Annotated in this window: 22 protein-coding genes; 18 read left to right on the top strand and 4 right to left on the bottom strand. The window is 44.5% G+C overall.

Going from position 1 to position 16,814, the window contains the following annotated elements:
• Positions 1 to 118 precede the first annotated feature (118 nt).
• The 14 genes from E3E26_RS07850 (at position 119) to E3E26_RS07785 (ending at position 11,318) form a co-directional block, all read left to right on the top strand.
• Entirely contained in the window at positions 119 to 742 is a 624-nt protein-coding gene (locus E3E26_RS07850) for a 4Fe-4S binding protein (RefSeq protein ID WP_167900683.1), read from the top strand.
• Positions 742 to 1,575 (top strand): NADH-quinone oxidoreductase subunit B family protein, encoded by an 834-nt coding sequence (locus E3E26_RS07845; protein WP_167900682.1) that lies wholly within the window; start codon positions 742 to 744, stop codon positions 1,573 to 1,575. The genes E3E26_RS07850 and E3E26_RS07845 overlap by 1 nt, the downstream gene beginning before the upstream one ends.
• A gap of 1 nt (position 1,576) precedes the next feature.
• The gene (locus tag E3E26_RS07840; RefSeq protein WP_167900681.1) at positions 1,577 to 1,894 is read left to right on the top strand and encodes a hypothetical protein; all 318 of its coding nucleotides are present in this window, start codon (positions 1,577 to 1,579) and stop codon (positions 1,892 to 1,894) included.
• A gap of 399 nt (positions 1,895 to 2,293) precedes the next feature.
• Entirely contained in the window at positions 2,294 to 3,505 is a 1,212-nt protein-coding gene (locus E3E26_RS07835; protein ID WP_167900806.1) for an aminotransferase class V-fold PLP-dependent enzyme, read from the top strand.
• 6 nt (positions 3,506 to 3,511) lie between these two features.
• On the top strand, positions 3,512 to 4,498 hold the full coding sequence (locus E3E26_RS07830) for a zinc-binding dehydrogenase (protein ID WP_167900680.1): 987 nt from the start codon (positions 3,512 to 3,514) through the stop codon (positions 4,496 to 4,498).
• Positions 4,499 to 4,503: 5 nt separating this feature from the next.
• The gene (locus E3E26_RS07825) at positions 4,504 to 4,944 is read left to right on the top strand and encodes an OsmC family protein (protein ID WP_167900679.1); all 441 of its coding nucleotides are present in this window, start codon (positions 4,504 to 4,506) and stop codon (positions 4,942 to 4,944) included.
• Positions 4,945 to 4,955: 11 nt separating this feature from the next.
• Positions 4,956 to 5,888 (top strand): 2-dehydropantoate 2-reductase, encoded by a 933-nt coding sequence (locus E3E26_RS07820; protein WP_167900678.1) that lies wholly within the window; start codon positions 4,956 to 4,958, stop codon positions 5,886 to 5,888.
• Entirely contained in the window at positions 5,885 to 6,799 is a 915-nt protein-coding gene (locus E3E26_RS07815; protein ID WP_167900677.1) for a D-2-hydroxyacid dehydrogenase, read from the top strand. The genes E3E26_RS07820 and E3E26_RS07815 overlap by 4 nt, the downstream gene beginning before the upstream one ends.
• 47 nt (positions 6,800 to 6,846) lie before the next feature.
• The gene (locus tag E3E26_RS07810; protein ID WP_167900676.1) at positions 6,847 to 7,617 is read left to right on the top strand and encodes a TatD family hydrolase; all 771 of its coding nucleotides are present in this window, start codon (positions 6,847 to 6,849) and stop codon (positions 7,615 to 7,617) included.
• Positions 7,618 to 7,623: 6 nt separating this feature from the next.
• On the top strand, positions 7,624 to 7,971 hold the full coding sequence (locus E3E26_RS07805) for a DUF2250 domain-containing protein (protein WP_167900675.1): 348 nt from the start codon (positions 7,624 to 7,626) through the stop codon (positions 7,969 to 7,971).
• Positions 7,937 to 8,575: a DUF2250 domain-containing protein gene (locus tag E3E26_RS07800; protein WP_167900674.1), complete on the top strand. Its 639-nt coding sequence runs from the start codon at positions 7,937 to 7,939 to the stop codon at positions 8,573 to 8,575. Before E3E26_RS07805 ends, E3E26_RS07800 begins: the two co-directional genes overlap by 35 nt.
• 25 nt (positions 8,576 to 8,600) lie before the next feature.
• Positions 8,601 to 8,879: a hypothetical protein gene (locus E3E26_RS07795; RefSeq protein WP_167900673.1), complete on the top strand. Its 279-nt coding sequence runs from the start codon at positions 8,601 to 8,603 to the stop codon at positions 8,877 to 8,879.
• 189 nt (positions 8,880 to 9,068) lie between these two features.
• Entirely contained in the window at positions 9,069 to 10,358 is a 1,290-nt protein-coding gene (locus E3E26_RS07790) for an APC family permease (RefSeq protein WP_167900672.1), read from the top strand.
• Positions 10,359 to 10,553: 195 nt separating this feature from the next.
• Entirely contained in the window at positions 10,554 to 11,318 is a 765-nt protein-coding gene (locus E3E26_RS07785; protein ID WP_167900671.1) for a sulfite exporter TauE/SafE family protein, read from the top strand.
• A gap of 3 nt (positions 11,319 to 11,321) precedes the next feature.
• Here E3E26_RS07785 and E3E26_RS07780 read toward each other — a convergent pair whose 3' ends face one another.
• From E3E26_RS07780 to E3E26_RS07765, 4 genes are all read right to left on the bottom strand, one after another.
• On the bottom strand, positions 11,322 to 12,041 hold the full coding sequence (locus E3E26_RS07780) for a polysaccharide deacetylase family protein (RefSeq protein ID WP_167900670.1): 720 nt from the start codon (positions 12,039 to 12,041) through the stop codon (positions 11,322 to 11,324).
• A complete protein-coding gene (locus E3E26_RS07775; RefSeq protein WP_167900669.1) occupies positions 12,019 to 13,242 on the bottom strand; it encodes a glycosyltransferase family 4 protein in 1,224 nt (407 codons plus the stop codon). Before E3E26_RS07775 ends, E3E26_RS07780 begins: the two co-directional genes overlap by 23 nt.
• Positions 13,218 to 14,090: a lysylphosphatidylglycerol synthase transmembrane domain-containing protein gene (locus E3E26_RS07770; protein WP_167900668.1), complete on the bottom strand. Its 873-nt coding sequence runs from the start codon at positions 14,088 to 14,090 to the stop codon at positions 13,218 to 13,220. The genes E3E26_RS07775 and E3E26_RS07770 overlap by 25 nt, the downstream gene beginning before the upstream one ends.
• Before the next feature lie 64 nt (positions 14,091 to 14,154).
• The gene (locus tag E3E26_RS07765; RefSeq protein ID WP_167900667.1) at positions 14,155 to 14,670 is read right to left on the bottom strand and encodes a PepSY domain-containing protein; all 516 of its coding nucleotides are present in this window, start codon (positions 14,668 to 14,670) and stop codon (positions 14,155 to 14,157) included.
• Between the two features lie 207 nt (positions 14,671 to 14,877).
• On the opposite strand from E3E26_RS07765, the gene E3E26_RS07760 reads away from it, so the two are divergent.
• From E3E26_RS07760 to E3E26_RS07745, 4 genes are read left to right on the top strand one after another with little or no spacing between them, the layout of a single operon-like run.
• Positions 14,878 to 15,411, top strand: a complete 534-nt coding sequence (locus E3E26_RS07760; RefSeq protein ID WP_012571771.1) for a winged helix-turn-helix transcriptional regulator — start codon at positions 14,878 to 14,880, stop codon at positions 15,409 to 15,411.
• Position 15,412: 1 nt separating this feature from the next.
• On the top strand, positions 15,413 to 15,697 hold the full coding sequence (locus E3E26_RS07755; protein ID WP_167900665.1) for a DUF5985 family protein: 285 nt from the start codon (positions 15,413 to 15,415) through the stop codon (positions 15,695 to 15,697).
• Positions 15,690 to 16,340: a phosphatase PAP2 family protein gene (locus E3E26_RS07750; protein WP_167900664.1), complete on the top strand. Its 651-nt coding sequence runs from the start codon at positions 15,690 to 15,692 to the stop codon at positions 16,338 to 16,340. Before E3E26_RS07755 ends, E3E26_RS07750 begins: the two co-directional genes overlap by 8 nt.
• Complete coding sequence (locus tag E3E26_RS07745; protein ID WP_167894646.1) at positions 16,333 to 16,800, top strand: COG2426 family protein; 468 nt, start codon at positions 16,333 to 16,335, stop codon at positions 16,798 to 16,800. The genes E3E26_RS07750 and E3E26_RS07745 overlap by 8 nt, the downstream gene beginning before the upstream one ends.
• Positions 16,801 to 16,814: the final 14 nt, after the last annotated feature.

Here is a 16,814-nt window from a genome sequence, read left to right as displayed (position 1 = left end):
CGTGCTACTCCTGTACGGAGAGGGTCCAGATAGTGGACGTTGAGACCGGAAAGGCCCAGACCCTGAACGAGCAGCAGTTCAACATGCTCTCAATACAGAAGGGCAAGGAGGTGGCCTGATGGCCCAGAGTTTTCCTTACAGTGAGAGGCTTAAGAAGTGGGACAGATTCGAGACTGAGAAGTTTGGCAAAAAAGCTCCAGTCACCACCCCCTATCCTTTTATTGACATCGAGAAGCCGCCCGAATATCGCGGAATTCCTCACATAAACCCTGAGAAGTGCATAGGCTGCGGTGCCTGCGTTAACGCCTGTCCACCGGATGCCCTCATAATGGAGTGGGACAAGGAGCATGGAATAAAGAGGCTCACCTACAACGCGGCAAGATGTATCCGCTGTGCCCGCTGTATAGAGGTCTGTCCGACTGGAGCAATGGAACCGACGACCCGCTTTGAAATAGCCACAGACAACAAGAGGGATCTCGTCGAAGTAGTCGAGCACAAATTAGCTTACTGCGAGGAGTGCAGCGAGTACCTCGACTTCACCGAGAGACAGATCGAGTATGTCAAAAACATCTTGCCGAAGGACATCTTTGACATATATGCACTCAAAGACAGAATTCATCTGACTCAGGAAGTCAAGATGAGAAAGGCCGTTGAGAAGCTCAGAGAAATTGAAAACAATGCTTATCTGACTTCCCTGCTTGTTGGAAGAAAAAATCCTCCAAGAAAGGATGGTGAGGAGTGATGGGGAAGCAGAAGCTCAAGTCCGTCTGGGTTTATCATGTTGATGCAGGCTCCTGTAACGGCTGTGACATCGAGGTTCTTGATGTCCTCAGCCCGTATTACGACCTTGAGAGGCTCGGAGTTAAGGTCGTTCCCAACCCAAGGCACGCGGATGCCCTGTTCATAACTGGACCGCTCACAAGGCAGACAAGGATAATGCTCAGGAAAACCTATGAGGCCATGCCGCCAAAGCCGAGAATAGTTGTCGCTATAGGGACATGTGCCTCAAGCGGCGGAATCTTCTACAACAGCTACGCTCTCTACAACACCTCACCCCAGCGTGGGAGGGACAGACTCAGGAGTGGTGGGCCGGAGATGATAGTGCCTATTGACATGTACATCCCTGGCTGCCCCCCAAGTCCTGATGAGATACTCTACGGCATCGCCCAGCTCCTCAGAATCAAGGAGAAGAAGATGAAGGACGAATATTGGATTGCTTTACCGCCTAGAGAAGAATCCCTAAAGGAAAACGATGTCAAGTTCAAAATCCCTGAGAGGCCGATTCCACTCCGCTACTGGCTTACTCTCAGGGAGGAACTCAGGAGGGTGGTCGGCTATTACGACAGGGATGCAGTCTTGGAGGACTTCATAGAACTCGTCGGAAAGGCCTTCGAAGATGAAAACCCGAGAGAGAAGCTCCATGATCTTATAACTGCCTACTTCCTGAAGGAAAAGGACTCAAGAGTAAGTTTCGCAATGCGTTTCCTTGAGAACGAATTCTGGCGCCTTGTTGAGGAATACAGTGAGTGGGATAAGGCACTGGAAAGGAAGTATCCCATGAGGATGGGTGTCTGAGATGCCTTGGAAGCTCTATCGCTTTAAGTACAAGGACTATCCGGAGTACTCTGCAAGGATAACGAGTCACTATGCCGGTGATGTGCTCATCATCGAAGAGGAAGGTAAGATAAGCGAGGAAGCGGTGAGGATCATCAAAGAATCTTTCAGACTCAGCGAAGGGGTCAAGGGCTTTGATATAGAGGTCAAGGACATAATGAAACTCCCGATAGGGGATCTTCCAGAGGCAGACAGGGAGATACTACTCCAGGCCGCCGAAAAGCTCGACTCCGAGAGTAAGCTCCACATTGAATACCACTGCCAGCTGAGTTTTGATTGAATATTTTTTTCTCTTTATTTCTCTAAGAGATATAGACATAGAAATAAAGGGAGCTATGGGGAAATTATAGGACACATAAGAGATTCCACTGCAATAAACATGCTCTCGATAATCTTCTACAATCAGCATCTCAGACTTTGTAACTTCACCAGAGGTGTTAGCTAGAACTTCTCGGAGAATTCTAGCGTATTCTTAAATACGTCCATGTTCCCCACCTTTTTATTCTATGAATTATTTTTAACGATTATTATGCTTAATAACTTGATTTTTAAACATTTCTGGACAATTTTGTGTAACTATAACTCTGTTATAGAGAGATTTAAGCAAAAACGCATAATAATGCACAACAATAGAAAGGCTTATATATATGTAATGATTTTCATCAATTTGGTGGTAGGGATGAAAGTTCCGGATGATGTCAGAAAGGACATTCCATTAACTCAGGAAGTAATCTATTTTGACAATGCTGCAACAAGTTTGACGCCTTTGCCGGTTATTCAGGCAATGAACGAATATTATCTCAAGTACAGAGCAAACGTCCATAGAGGGGTTCATCGCTTATCCCAGAGGGCAACTCATGAGTACGAAAAAGCCCGTGAGAAAGTTGCTAAATTTATAAATGCCAAATTTGAAGAAGTTATCTTCACAAAAAATGCATCAGAAAGTTTAAATTTGATAGCATGGGGTTTGGAGTGGAAAAAGGGAGACAAAATAGTCACAACACCTTATGAGCACCACTCCAACTTGTTGCCTTGGATTAGAGTGGCAAGAAAATATGGATTAAAATTAGAATTCATTGAGGGTGATGATGAGGGTAACCTTGATCTGGCAGATGCAGAAAAGAAAATCAGAGGAGCAAAGCTTGTTGCAGTCCAGCACGTTTCTAATATTTTGGGTGTTATTCACGAAGTTGAGGAAATAGGGAAGATGGCAAAGGAAGAGGGAGCCATATTCGTCGTAGATGCTGCTCAAAGTGTTGGGCATATGGAAGTTGATGTTAACAAGCTCCACGCTGACTTTTTGGCATTCTCAGGTCACAAAGGCCCAATGGGGCCCACTGGAATAGGAGTTCTTTACGTGAATGAAGAGTTCTTCGATGTTTTTGAGCCACCATTAATTGGTGGGGGAACAATTGAAGATGTGAGCCTAAATGAATACAAGCTCACAGCTCCTCCAGAGAGATACGAAGCAGGAACACCAAACATTGCCGGTGCAATAGGCTTAGGTGCTGCAATAGACTATATTGCCAAAATTGGTCTTGATAAAATTGAGAGACAGGAGTACAAACTTGTTAAGCGTATTACAGAAGGTTTTGATGACCTTGGCATTGAGTGGTATGGACCAAGAAATTTAAAGAAGCATGCTGGAGTTGTAAGCTTCAATATCGCTGCCCCCACCCTTGCAGGATTCGGGCTTCATCCCCATGATATTGCTGCTATTTTGGACGAGCACAACATCATGATACGCTCAGGTCACCATTGTGTACTGCCTGTGGTAAAGAGGCTAAAAGTACAAGGAACAGCTAGGGCATCATTCCATTGTTATAACACAGTTGAAGAAGTTGAATACATGCTGAGTGTTTTAGAAGACGTTGTGAAAAGCTTGAGGTGATGTGTTATGAGAGCTGCAGTATTAACCTCCCCTAAGAATATAGAATTTGAAGAAAGAAAAACAAAACCTCTTGAGCCGGATGAAGTCTTGGTAAAAGTGTTATACGCCGGTATCGCTGGGACTGATTTGAGAATTTATAACGGCACATTATCCGCAAAACTTCCAATAGTGCTGGGACAGGAATTTGTGGGAGAGATAAGAGAGGTGGGAGAAAAAGTAGATGGCTTCTCAAAAGGAGAATATGTTGTAGTAGAACCAGTTCTTAGATGCGGCAGATGCGAATATTGCCGCTCTGGAAAATATACCCTCTGTGAAAACCTTAAGGTCTTGGGAGTTAATGCAGATGGTGGATTTGCCCAAGAAATTGTAGTACCTGACTATGCATTGCATAAAATACCAAAAAACGTGGACATTAGAGAGGCTGCCCTTGTTACTCCAGCGGCTGTTGCGTTGTATGCCATTAACAAGGCTAAAGTGTCCTTTGGCGATAAAGTTGCTGTACTTGGCGGCGGAGCTATAGGGCTATCTGCCCTCCAGTTCGCTATGGCAAGTGGATGCGATGTTGTATTAGTTGAGCCCCTAGAGAAAAGGAGAGAGTTCGCTGAAAGAGTTTTTGATGTAGAAGCGATTTCTCCTGAAGAAGCCGCGAGGGCATATCCCAATGCTATGGATGTTGTAATTGAAGCTTCTGGAAATCCATTAGCTGTTAACACTGCTATTGAGATAGCCAAAAAAGGCGGCAGGATAGCAATTGCAGGTGCCTTTGGCAAGCCAGGTAATGTAACTTTAGCAAGCATAGTGAAGAAAGACCTGGAAATGCAAGGTGTTTGGTTGTATCCGAACCTTTTTGGTAAAGTAATAGAAGCCTTAGAAGAGAGAAAAATAAAATTGGCACCGTACATCACTCACGAATTCAAATTTGATGACATTAAAACTGCCTTTGAGATTGCACAAAGTCAGGATGCCATTAAAGTTATGATAAAGATGGGGTGATTAGAATGTCAGTTAAATTCAAAGTGAAAGACGTTAATGAAAATGAGGCTTCTTTAAAGTGGATAGAAGGCTTTCAGTTTCTTGGATATGCTAGAGAACATTCAGTTACGATAGACCAGAAAAAGGAAGATGGTGGGGAAAATCTGGGCTTTAAGCCCACTGAACTGCTTTTGCTTGCGTTGGGTGGATGCTTAGGCTCAAGAATAGCTGCTGAGGCCATGTTTAAAGGACTTAAAATTGAAGACTTAAAGCTGGACATTGGGATTTCCAGAGCAGCGCGCACAGGTGGAAGCAACGCCAAATGGCTGATAACTGTCAAGGTGCACATAAAGGGGGACATCAGCAAAGAAGAAAAAGAGAAAATTGTTGAAAAAGCAGAAAAATACTGCAAGATATCACACATCCTAAAAGGCACATGTGAGATTCACGCAGAAGTTGTATCTTAACGGTGGAGCAAATGCTGATCTATGTAATTGGAGCAGGAGCAATAGGATCGTTGTTTGGAGGATTGCTGGCTAATGCGGGATATAATATAGTGTTGGTTGGCAGAAAAGAGCAGGTCAAGGCTATTAACCAAAATGGACTTAAAATTACAGGGTTGACTAACTTAACTGTGAATGTTAAAGCCTACGAGCATCCGCCAGGTGAGGAGCCCGATTTAATAATCCTAGCAACTAAAGCTTACTCCACAAAGGATGCTTTAAGCTGCGTTAGGGATATAATAGGGAATAAAACCTGGATACTGGGCATACAAAATGGACTGGGAAATGAAGACTTGGCACTGCAGTATACGTCAAATGTGCTTGGAGGGATTACAACAAACGGAGCTGCACTCCTGGATTGGGGCACTGTGCAATGGAGCGGAAAAGGAGAAACCATAGTTGGTGTATATCCAAAAGGAAAACACAAATTCGCCCATAAAGTTGCAGAGGTATTTACTAATGCCGGAATTCTTACCAAAGTAAATGAAAACATAATTGGTGTCAAATGGGCTAAAGCTATTGTTAACTCTGCGATTAACCCATTGGGAGCTTTGCTTGGGGTTAAGAACGGCTTTTTAGTGGAAAATGACTATGCAAGGAGCATATTAATAGAGATCGCTGAGGAAAGCTATAGAGTGGCTAAAAAGCTGGGCATAGAGTTTGAATTCGATCCAGTAGAATTGACAATTAGAACAGCGGAGATGACCAAAGATAATTACAATTCAATGCTCCAAGATTTGCAGCGTAGAAAGAGGACAGAAATTGATTATATTAATGGGAAGATAGTTGAGTTTGCGTCGAAAGCTGGAACTGATGCCAAACTCAATGAACTGTTTTGGAAATTAATTAAGGCGAAAGAAGAAATTGCGCTTAATTCAACCTACAAACACAAGGGGGGATTGATATGAAGGTTTTGGTTGCTGCACCGCTGCACGAAAAGGCAATAGAGGTCTTGAAGAACGCTGGGTTTGAGGTAGTTTACGAGGAATATCCAAGGGAAGAAAGGCTTCTAGAGCTCGTTAAGGACGTTGATGCAATTATAGTTAGGAGCAAGCCAAAGGTGACCAGGAAAGTCATTGAAAATGCTCCGAAGCTCAAAGTTATTGGGAGAGCTGGCGTTGGTCTGGACAACATTGACCTCGAAGCGGCAAAGGAAAGAGGAATACAGGTCTTAAACGCGCCAGCAGCTGCAAGCAGGAGTACTGCTGAACTTGTTTTTGCATTACTCTTAGCCGTTTCCAGAAAAGTTGCCTTCGCCGACAGAAAAATGAGAGAAGGCGTTTGGGCAAAGAAGCAGGCTTTGGGAATCGAACTTGAAGGAAAGACTATTGGGATAATTGGTTTTGGCAGGATTGGTTATAACGTCGCAAAAATTGCCAATGCTTTTGGAATGAGGGTTCTGCTTTACGATCCGCATCCCAACGAGAAGGGAGCCAAAGAAGTTGGTGGAACCTTTGTTGATTTAGAGACCTTACTTAGAGAAAGTGATATTGTTACTTTGCATGTGCCACTGTTGCCGAGTACTAAGTACTTGATAAACGAGGAGAAGCTTAAGCTGATGAAGCCAACTGCAATTCTGATAAACGCTGCCCGCGGTGGAATTGTTGAGGAAAGAGCATTACTCAAAGCTTTGCAGGAAGGCTGGATTTACGGGGCTGCCTTGGATGTCTTCGAGGAGGAGCCACTTCCGAAGGATCACCCACTAACAAAACTCGACAATGTAGTCCTAACACCCCACATCGGAGCAAGCACTATGGAAGCTCAAGAAAGGGCTGGATTGGAGATTGCAGAAAAAGTTATCCAAGCTTTGAAGAGCTGATTTCCTCACTTTACTTATTTTATTTCAAAAATGATAGGGTGATAGATATGGAGAGAGGGTATGTGGATGCGCATACACACGCGTATATGCTCCCCAAAAAGGATTTAGAACTCATGAGATTAGCGGGGATAAGTGATGTTGTGCTGTGCAGCTTTGTGCCTGTAGCAACTTATCCTGAAACTTTAATGGATCATTTTGAAGAACTGGAAATTGTGCATTATCCAAGGCTACGGGAGCAGGGAATCAACGCCTATCTATTCGTTGGGATACACCCCATGAGCATCCCAAGAGACTGGAAGAAATTGCTTCCAGTCATTGAGGAGTATATAAGCACTGGTAGGGCTGTTGGTATAGGAGAAGTAGGGCTTCATACAGCGAGCAATCTCGAGGTTGAAGTTCTACGAGAACAGCTTAAGATCGTCAAAGAGTACGAGGTTCCGGCTATACTGCACATACCTCCAGGAGACAAGCGTATTGAAGTCGTTCACAAAATCATCGAGTTGATTAGTGAGCTAAAAGTAGATCCGGGCAGAGTTGTTATAGACCACGTGAGTGATGATGTGATAGATATCGTCAATGATGCAGGAGCAGTACCAGGACTTTCTATTAAGCCACCATTGCTAACACCAGAGAGAGTCGCCAAGAACATTGAAAAATACGAAAACGGGCTGCTGAATAGTGACTGTGCATCTCTAACGGACACCGATCCCCTGGCTGTTCCAAGAACTGTTAGGTACCTCAAGATACACGGAATAGAGGGGAGAGTAATCGAAAAATTATCATATCTTAACGCCCAAAAAATACTAAAAATTAAGTGATTAAACATGAATGAGGGGATAAAGAATTTAGATGAATTGCAAAAGAAGATTATTTTACATCTCTTAATATTTGGGCCAGACACTCCCAAGCTAATGAGCAGGAGACTTTTGGGAACAAAGACCTACATCGACTTACATGAAATAGAGGATGCCTGCTTAGAACTATGTAAAAAAGGGCTTATCAGAAAGATCACTGGAAAAATAGTACCAAAACGTGCTCCTACTTCAAGTATAAAACCACATATTAAAATTCGAGCAAAATCGAGAGAAATTAGAAGACACGGGCAATACTTTGAACTAACAAAGGAGGGGAAGCAAATTGGGAAAATCATCAGAAGAGAGTACAGATTGTAATGAAAAATTAATAGGCATCCTAAAGTTACTGACGCCGCTACAGGTGTACATATTAGCACATTTACGTCAAGCAAACATAGACTATGCTAAATCGATAGCTAGGATGATAGAGATGCCAATAGAAAAAGTCGCAGAGTCCCTGGAGGAGCTGGAGAAACTTGGGATAATAGAGCGCACCCATGGTGCTGCTATTAAGCGGACTGAAGCAAGATTTAAACTGAGTTCAGAGGTCAGAAAGCACCACACCTATTATCGGCTAACTAAAGAGGGAAAACACATGTTACGAACTATTAAAACAAACAACTTGCTTGGTGAATACTTGAGCAGCATCTCTGGATACAATAATGCTTTAGAACTTTTGATATTCTTGAAAAAAGCTAGATACGAACATGCCGCCACGATATCCCGAGTATTTTCAGTAAATCTTGAGGATGCCCGCAGCATACTTAGAAGTCTTGTGAAATTAAACCTCATAGTCGAATGTAAGCCGAAAGTATTGAAAAGGAAGCATAGAAAGGCCAAGCCTAAGAAGGAAACACGGACTCAGCACAAGTACTACAGGTTATCTCGACTTGGGGAGCTCCTTCTAAGATACTACATGTGACCTGTTCCGGCCTGAGGTGGTTAAAATGCCCATGGTTTCAGCAAGGAAAGTTGTAAAGACTGTGGAAGGTTTTCTGAAACGTCTTCGTCCGGGCTATGAAATAGAATTATTAAGCTATAAAAAGGACCGCTCTGTTACAATAAAAAAACTTGAGACCGGGAGGTTTCTGCTCATAGAGCGCGGGTTTGAAAATAGCGAACGGGAGGTGGGAGGTGAGGAGGTAATCCACGAACTTAAGAAGGCCATATCGGTGGAGTTCCCCAGAAGCCACTGGATTCGCATCTCTACCCGGCGATCCAAATAACGCAGCCAAAGAAAGAAACACGAATCCGGCACAAGTACTACAGGTTATCGCGGCTTGGAGAAATCCTTGCTAAGATGCTATACATAATTTCTCTATTTCTTATTCCACACTTTCTAGGTTTGATGAAGCACTTGAAAGATCTATCTAAATTCTTAAATAGCTTGGAAGTTAGAAAGTCATGGTGATTTGATGTCAAGAAAATCAATCAACTTATGGGAAGCGGTTTCTATAGGTGTTGGTGGAATGATAGGTGCGGGAATATTTTCTATACTTGGTGTTGCAGTTCAAATATCGGGCAATGCCGTCTATCTTGCATTTATAATTGCAGGGCTTGTTGCATTGCTGAGTACTTACTCCTACGCAAAACTAGGTTCAAGGTATCCCTCTGCAGGAGGTCCAGTCGAATTTTTAATAAAAGGCTTTGGAGACAATGTTATAAGTGGCGGGTTTAATATTCTCCTATGGATTGGTTACGTCTTTGCCTTAGCACTCTATGCACGGGCATTTGCTGCCTATGCTATGACCTTCTTCCCCAATGCAGCTCCCATTTACTTAAATGTCTTTGCAACAGGGATTATCCTTTTATTTACTGCCGTCAATTTCATTGGTTCAAAAGCCGTTGGAGACTCGGAACTTTTTATAGTGGCAATAAAGGTTGGGATACTCATATTATTTACCCTAGCTGGTTTCTTTTTTATCAAACCCTCCCTCTTATCGCCCTCATATTGGCCACCAGTGAGCAACGTAGTTTTCACAGCAGCAGTGGTTTTTCTTGCTTATGAAGGATTTGGATTAATCACAAATGCTGCAGAGGACATGGAGGATCCTAAAAAAACACTCCCGCGAGCGTTATATTTGAGTGTTATCATTGTTATTGCCATTTATGTTGGGGTTTCGCTGGCTGTTGTGGGAAACTTGCCCATAACAGAGATTGTAAAAGCTAGAGACTATGCACTCGCAGAAGCTGCCAAGCCTTTTCTCGGCATGATAGGGTTCAAAATAATAGCAATTGCCGCATTGTTCTCTACATCATCTGCAATCAATGCTACTCTGTATGGAGGAGCAAATGTTAGTTACATGATTGCAAAGGAAGGAGAGCTACCGACGGTGTTTGATAGAAAGGTATGGGGGAGATCTACGGAAGGACTGTTCATAACTTCGGTATTGGTAATAATATTTGCAAACTTTCTGAATTTGGAAGGAATATCCATGCTGGGTAGCTCTGCATTCCTGCTTATCTACGCTGCTGTTAATTTTGCTCATCTCAAGATATACAAAGAGACTAGAGCAAATCCTCGTATAATCTGGCTTTCTATAATTGGCTGTCTTGCTTCATTTGCAGTCTTAGTTTACTATGAGATTGAACACTCTCCATTAACCCTACTAGTACTTGCCCTCGTGCTTATACTTTCATTTGTGACTGAATGGATGTATAGGAAGATAATGTCGAGAACTCTAAAATCAAGGATTCCTACCTAAAGTTATATATTGATGGGATACCAAATAGTATTGCATTTAGCGTTGTGAGTATTATTTAGACTGCCAAGTAAAGAGACTAATCTCATAACCTCTAGGAAGCTCTGTGGGTATAGTCCTTGAATGTCAGTGTTAGTTTTATACACTTACAAAACTTTTAAAAGCTTACCTTCTATGTAACTAGGGGATTGAGATAATATGAATCTAGTGGATTCTATAATCTCCGGGTTCCTCTCTGGACTGTCCCTCGGCCTTACGGGAAGCGGTGGATCAGTCCTTGCAGTCCCCCTGCTGGTGTACTTCGTAGGCCTCGATCCCCACACCGCCGTCGGCACCTCCTTGGTTGCCGTGGGAATAACTGCGATCATAGGGTTCTCAATGCACTGGCGGAAGGGAAACGTGGACTTCAAAACCGGAACGCTGATGGCCCTCACAAGCATTCCCGGGATTTATATCGGTAGCTACATGAACAAAGCTGTAGAAGGGCCCCTTTTAATGACGCTGTTCGCGGTTCTGATGATCATTATAGCTGTTAAAATGGTGAGGAACAACAGTAAAAGGGTTCAACAAGTCAAGGGTGGGAAAGAAATTAGCCGTATTAATGTCGCTGGCCTTGGCTTTCTTGTTGGTGTTGCCTCTGGATTCTTTGGGGTCGGAGGCGGCTTCCTGCTTGTCCCTGCCCTGACGATGGGTGCAGGCCTTAAAATGCACAGGGCTGTTGGGACGTCTCTCTTTGTAATTGTCCTCAATGGGCTTGCGGGCTTTGTGAGCTATGAGCTCCAGGGCAGATCCATAGACCTTGCGGTGGTGGTACTCTTTGTGCTAGGCGGACTCATTGGAGACGCCATTGGCGTGCGGATAGCAAAGTCGCTTTCCTGCAAGGAGCTGAAACAGGTTTTTGCGGCGGTAGTGATTTTGGTGGCCCTGTACCTAATGTGGGTTAATCTACCAAAGGTGATATGAACTTCATTTGTCGTTATCAAATGTAAGGTGATGAAGGCTTAGATAGTCTCTCATTAAGAAAAATTCTGTATTTTCCTTTTTGTAGTGTTCTATAAGCCTTTCAAGTAATTCAAGAGCTTTCTCCCCTGTGTTAAAGCGGCAGTCAAAGCGCACTTTTTTCATTGGGACGAACTCCCAAGGGTGGGCGAAATAAATCTTTGGCTCTCTTAAATGGGCGTGGATTATCTTCTGAATTCTCCAAGGAAGCCGTAATGCAGACGAAGTTATAGAAGCCGGTATTTCTAACACACCTTCCACATACGAAATACCTTGATATCTCTTATAAATGGCCTTTGAGGAGTCCACGAGGATTCCATTTTCCCTCAATACTGCATAGAGTTCGGGAGGAAGCTGCAAATTTGGAGCTCTGAACGAAACCACCTCCCCAAAATTCCTCAACACTATGAGGGACTTTCTTATGACCTTATTTGCTTTCTCTTTTGAGAGCTTATCCAAGCGCTCATGATTATATGTGTGACATCCTAGCTCATGACCCTCATCAATCACGCGCTTCACGAGATGGGGGTATTCCTTTGCCATTTGTGCGGTAAAGAAGAAGGTTCCTCTAACTCCTTTTTCCTCTAGCAAATCCAGAATCTTTGGAAGTCCTTCCTCCATTCCCCGGGTTGTGCTCAAGTAAGGGGGACAGTCCTGTTCCACATCAAAGGTTAAAGACACCAGCATTTGCAATCTCCCTCTTGAGCATTTGATGGAGCTTGTAAAGGGCGAAGGGCTCTTCATCTGCCTGCTCCATAGTTCTCTCATAGGCGTTCAGCACCTGCAAGACCAACGTTTCCCAGTTAAAGCGATTTTTCACACTTTTTCGTGCATTTTTGCTCATTTCTTGTCTTCTCTCTTCATTGGCAATTAGCGACATCAAATTCTGCACCAACTCATGATCATTATGGGAAACCAGACCAGTTCTTCCGTGCTCGACAATCTCGCTTATCCCCCCGTGGTTGTTAGCAACGACTGGAACACCGCATGCCAACGCTTCCAGTGCGGCTATCCCGAACGCCTCATATACTGTGGGTGAGAGGTATACATCACTTGCCTGCAGATATTCCCGTACCTTCTCCCTTGGCTGTCTCCCGAGAAGTTTAACGATGTCTCCAACACCATATTCCCTAACGAGCCGTTCAATATGGCTCCTTTCAGGTCCATCCCCAATTATCATGAATGTTACATCCCCTCCATACTCCTCTTTTATCCTCTTTGCAATCTTTGGAATTACGTGGATTCTTTTCCTCTTCGTCAAGCGTGAAGTGGTAGTTATTACAACCCCTCTTAGACCAATTGCTTCCTTCAGTTCTTCTTTATCCTCCGGCAGCTTCCAGAAATCGGTGTCTATCCCGTTGGGAATGAGATAAATTTCCCTGTTTCTCAGGCTTTTACCGAGGATTGAACGCATGTCCTTTTCAACTGCATTGCTAACGGCTATGAACGAACTAACCTTGCGGAGTGAGAACCGCAGGAGCATAATATATACTGGGTTTAAGATAGAGTCGCCGAGAAGGGAGTGGCCGGTCACTATGCTTGGAACACATCGTATTCCAGCAGAGAGATTAGCAACACCGACGGCCATTGGGGAGTATATGCTGTGTCCATGCGTTATATCAAAGTGCTCCTGTTTGTATAGCTCGTTCACCTTCTTCAGCATATCCGTGCCGATACTCACGTGGGAGCCATCCATTGTTATCCTGCCCTTAAACCGGTGAACTTCATAGGGAAGGTTCTCATCGGGATAGGTTCCAGACCGTGTTATCACATGGACGTCATGTCCAAGGTACGTGAGCTGTGTGGCAAGGTCGTGAATGTGATATTCTATCCCGCCAACGCTTGGAAAGAACCAGTCAGAGACTAATGCAATCTTAAGGCTTTCCATATTTCGACACCCCCAGATGTCACCAGAGCAATAAAACCTATCACCGTGCTTGATACGTAGGAAATGAATCTCTCGAGCAGGGTTACGGAGATGGCAAGTGTTGATGGAATCCCAAAGTATGTAAGAGTCCCCATTAACCCACCCTCTACTATACCAATCCCTCCCGGTGTGAAGGCCAGCAGGCCAAACAGCAGGTTGGCCAATGAGACAACTGAGAGGAATGTGAGCGGGGGACTCCACCCAAACGCCATTGCTATAAGCTTGAGTCTCATAACATCCAAAAACCACACCATCGAGCTCAGGCCGATTGCGAGTATGTTTACTGCCGGCTTCTTTCTGAGCTCAAGCATTGTGACTAGATCCTCTTGCGTTAAATTGACTTTAAAGATTCTAATTGATAGTCTGATTATCTTGTCCCATTTGAACCATATCACGACCACGATCACCGACAGAAGCATAACGAAGAGGATGAGGTGGGTTGCAAAGTACGAGACACCCAGCACCACCAGGATAAGTATGGGTACTATCTCTGAGATCCTTTCGTACAGTATGCTGGCAGTTGAAACGGCCACAGGTACCCTGTGCTTCTTTGAAACCCACGTGATCCTTAAAATTTCACCGCCCCCGCGACTCATAGGGGTTATATTGTTAACAAAAATAGAAGAGAGGTTTATCTTTAGGAGGTCAGTTAGCGGAACGGTTTTTCCCATTCCCCCAAGTACTATCTTCCATCGAAGGGCATAGATAAACACGCTTAGGTAATATGTAGCTATCGCTATCCCTAAAAGCTCCAAGGCCCTGTTGTCCAATGATTTGATGAGTGTAGTGTATGTGTTGACGCTCATCATGGTTTCTCCCACACGTCTGCTTCTAAAAGCTAAATAAGGTATTGAAAAAATAAAAGGAAAAGATTTAGTTTTCATCCTCCTGCTCCACTTCCTCGTTTATGCTGTCCGAGTCGGATGAATCTTTGGAGGTCTCTTTTTCCAGTTCTTTGTTGCTTTCCTCTTCCACGCCGCTTTCCCCGTCAACGTAAAGAACCTTCCCGTCACCTGCATCGACCTTTACATCCTTGATGATCCCATTGCCTGTTTTGACCTCCACGGAGTAAACGAGGTATCCATTTTCGTTGTCCAACTCAACTTTGACTACACTTCCGTTTACCTTTGAGAGCGCGGCACTCTTGGCCTGTTCGGGGGTTATCTTTGCCAGACTTTGGAGGGCTTTTGCTTCTTGCCCTTCACTCAGGTTGTCATATTGGTCAACTTTTATGCTCCCAACGTAGCCGGGTGACTGGAGGTCGCTTCCCACACTGCTGGTAGTTGTGTTTGAGGTTGCCACTGCAAAGGCTCCAATGCTCACTGCCATTATCAGTGCCGCTATTACTGCGGCAGTTTTTAGACCAATGCTGAATTTCCATATCCTCATGGTTTATCACCCCCTTCGGGTTCTCAGTTTAATGTATGTAACGAGCTATATATAGCTCTTCTGGCTCAATTCTCGAAGTATTGGTTCACTTTTCGAAATGTTAGGATCCTGACCTACGTATAAAGCCAATACTACCATAAGAACACTTCTAAAACTGAACCACAAAACCTTAATTAAGAGCCAGAGCATACATATCCAAGGATAACTATGAGTAGTGGAGGGCTCAATGAACGTACCAAGCTCGTGCTCGAATTCATCAAAGAAAACCCCGGTCTAAACTTCAACGAGCTATCTCGAAGACTTGGTCTGGCCAAAGGAGACCTTCAGTATCACATTCATAAGCTCGAGAAGCTCGGATTGATCACATCAAAAAGAAGTGGACTGAAACGGCACTACTTTCCAGCGGGCATCTTCAATGAAAAGGAAAAGGATATCTTAGCCCTGCTTTCCAGCGAGAACGTGAGGGGGATAATAATGTACATGATAGCAAATCCAGGAGTCACCCAGAAGGAGCTGTGCAAGGAACTGGGTCTGTCCCCACCCACGGTCAATTACTACATTGGTAAACTGGAGGAGCTAGGTCTCGTTCGAAGTGTGAAGGATGGAAAGTTCGTGAAATATTACTTTGCGGGAGATGTTGAACTCTTTATCAAAATGATCCGGAATTATCACCCAAGCCTGCTCGAGAGATGGGCGGACAGGATTGTAGACATATTTATGGACTTTGAAGGAGGTGACTGAAATGCTGGACGTGGATCAACTTCTGAGCCTTGGCATTGTTACCTTTTCACTTCTTCTTACCGGCGCTTCACTAATCGCATACCAGCGGACGAGGCTTAGAAAGTTCCTGATTGTCTCTCTTGCATTTCTGCTCTACGCAGTGAAAGAGCTTGTGGAGCACGTGGATATAGTCTTTCCCGAGATAGAGAACAGTACCCTGGAGCTCATGACGAATCTCGTGGAGTTCTTAGTGATAGCCCTATTTTTTGCTGCCGTGGCCATTAAGGAGGGCAGGAAGAATGAGTGAAAGTACTAAATATCGAGCTACACTGGCATTCACGGCTCTTATAATTTTCTTGCTTCTTGCTGAATGGGTTAGGCTTTTCGATGGCATTAATACCTGGATAGACTCAACTCTCTCCCAAGGAGGTTCTTCTGTAAGCCTGCTCACGGATACGGCGAGCTTTGTTGCAGTTGCCGTTTATATCCTCATATTCTTCCTGTGGGACATTGTGAAGCAAAAAAAGTTGAGTAAGTTTACCCTTGAGATAATCGTTGGTGTTGTCGTCTCGATGTTCATAGTGGGCTTGTTGAAAGTCTTAATGGGTATTCCGCGCCCGGGGGAGGCTCAAGTTCACTGGAATTTGATCGAATCACTAAAGAACGCTGACTACTTCGCGTTTCCTTCGGGCCACACAGCCAGGGCCACAGTGCTCGCATATTTTCTGAGCAGGCGCTGGAAAAAGTTCTGGCTGCTCTGGTGGGGTTGGGCAATTGGGATAGCCCTTTCAAGACTGCTACTTCACGTGCACTGGTTCAGCGATGTTCTCTTCGCTTTCATACTTGGCCCTTGGGTGGGCATGGTTGTAGAGATCACCGAAAACTGGTGGCTTTCCCACTACAGGGCAATAGTCAAAAAGCTCAAACTGGAGGTGTTTGACATTGAATAACATCCTTGAGGTTTTCATCCTGTCCTTGGTTCCCACATTCGAGGGAAGATACGCTATCGTTTACAGCATAGGTAAAGGTTATCCTCTGTGGGAGACGCTCTTGGCGGCTGGCCTCGGTGTTCTGCTACTCTCGTTAGTTCTGCCGATGACCCTGCCCTACATAGACAGACTTATGCTCTGGCTGGAGAAAACGCCGCTGGAGAAGGTCGCGAGGCTCTATCTGTACTACATCGAGCGAGTGAGGAGAAAAGCCCACCCATACGTTGAGAAGTGGGGATTCCTCGGGTTAACAATCTTTGTCGCCATACCCCTTCCCGGAACTGGCGTATGGACGGGGGCTCTGGCCGCTTACCTGCTTGACATCGAGAAGAGAATGACCGTTCCCGCCTTGATCCTCGGAGGACTCCTAAGTATGGCGATAACGCTTGTGCCCAGTCTCGGGATCTTCGGGGTTTCGTGATGGGAACTGAAAAA

Origin of the sequence: Thermococcus sp. LS1, assembly GCF_012027395.1 — an archaeon.
GTDB lineage: Archaea > Methanobacteriota_B > Thermococci > Thermococcales > Thermococcaceae > Thermococcus.
The sequence above is the reverse complement of the archived record's forward strand: the minus strand, read 5'-3'. Positions and strand labels throughout refer to the sequence as shown.

What these genes read in the sequence shown, in the direction of transcription:
- E3E26_RS07850 (WP_167900683.1), top strand. Translation starts at nt 119, where the DNA reads ATGGCCCAGAGTTTTCCTTACAGTGAGAGGCTTAAGAAGTGGGACAGA.
- E3E26_RS07845 (WP_167900682.1), top strand. Translation starts at nt 742, where the DNA reads ATGGGGAAGCAGAAGCTCAAGTCCGTCTGGGTTTATCATGTTGATGCA.
- E3E26_RS07840 (WP_167900681.1), top strand. Translation starts at nt 1,577, where the DNA reads ATGCCTTGGAAGCTCTATCGCTTTAAGTACAAGGACTATCCGGAGTAC.
- E3E26_RS07835 (WP_167900806.1), top strand. Translation starts at nt 2,294, where the DNA reads ATGAAAGTTCCGGATGATGTCAGAAAGGACATTCCATTAACTCAGGAA.
- E3E26_RS07830 (WP_167900680.1), top strand. Translation starts at nt 3,512, where the DNA reads ATGAGAGCTGCAGTATTAACCTCCCCTAAGAATATAGAATTTGAAGAA.
- E3E26_RS07825 (WP_167900679.1), top strand. Translation starts at nt 4,504, where the DNA reads ATGTCAGTTAAATTCAAAGTGAAAGACGTTAATGAAAATGAGGCTTCT.
- E3E26_RS07820 (WP_167900678.1), top strand. Translation starts at nt 4,956, where the DNA reads ATGCTGATCTATGTAATTGGAGCAGGAGCAATAGGATCGTTGTTTGGA.
- E3E26_RS07815 (WP_167900677.1), top strand. Translation starts at nt 5,885, where the DNA reads ATGAAGGTTTTGGTTGCTGCACCGCTGCACGAAAAGGCAATAGAGGTC.
- E3E26_RS07810 (WP_167900676.1), top strand. Translation starts at nt 6,847, where the DNA reads ATGGAGAGAGGGTATGTGGATGCGCATACACACGCGTATATGCTCCCC.
- E3E26_RS07805 (WP_167900675.1), top strand. Translation starts at nt 7,624, where the DNA reads ATGAATGAGGGGATAAAGAATTTAGATGAATTGCAAAAGAAGATTATT.
- E3E26_RS07795 (WP_167900673.1), top strand. Translation starts at nt 8,601, where the DNA reads ATGCCCATGGTTTCAGCAAGGAAAGTTGTAAAGACTGTGGAAGGTTTT.
- E3E26_RS07790 (WP_167900672.1), top strand. Translation starts at nt 9,069, where the DNA reads ATGTCAAGAAAATCAATCAACTTATGGGAAGCGGTTTCTATAGGTGTT.
- E3E26_RS07785 (WP_167900671.1), top strand. Translation starts at nt 10,554, where the DNA reads ATGAATCTAGTGGATTCTATAATCTCCGGGTTCCTCTCTGGACTGTCC.
- E3E26_RS07780 (WP_167900670.1), bottom strand. Translation starts at nt 12,041, where the DNA reads ATGCTGGTGTCTTTAACCTTTGATGTGGAACAGGACTGTCCCCCTTAC.
- E3E26_RS07775 (WP_167900669.1), bottom strand. Translation starts at nt 13,242, where the DNA reads ATGGAAAGCCTTAAGATTGCATTAGTCTCTGACTGGTTCTTTCCAAGC.
- E3E26_RS07770 (WP_167900668.1), bottom strand. Translation starts at nt 14,090, where the DNA reads ATGATGAGCGTCAACACATACACTACACTCATCAAATCATTGGACAAC.
- E3E26_RS07765 (WP_167900667.1), bottom strand. Translation starts at nt 14,670, where the DNA reads ATGAGGATATGGAAATTCAGCATTGGTCTAAAAACTGCCGCAGTAATA.
- E3E26_RS07760 (WP_012571771.1), top strand. Translation starts at nt 14,878, where the DNA reads ATGAGTAGTGGAGGGCTCAATGAACGTACCAAGCTCGTGCTCGAATTC.
- E3E26_RS07755 (WP_167900665.1), top strand. Translation starts at nt 15,413, where the DNA reads ATGCTGGACGTGGATCAACTTCTGAGCCTTGGCATTGTTACCTTTTCA.
- E3E26_RS07750 (WP_167900664.1), top strand. Translation starts at nt 15,690, where the DNA reads ATGAGTGAAAGTACTAAATATCGAGCTACACTGGCATTCACGGCTCTT.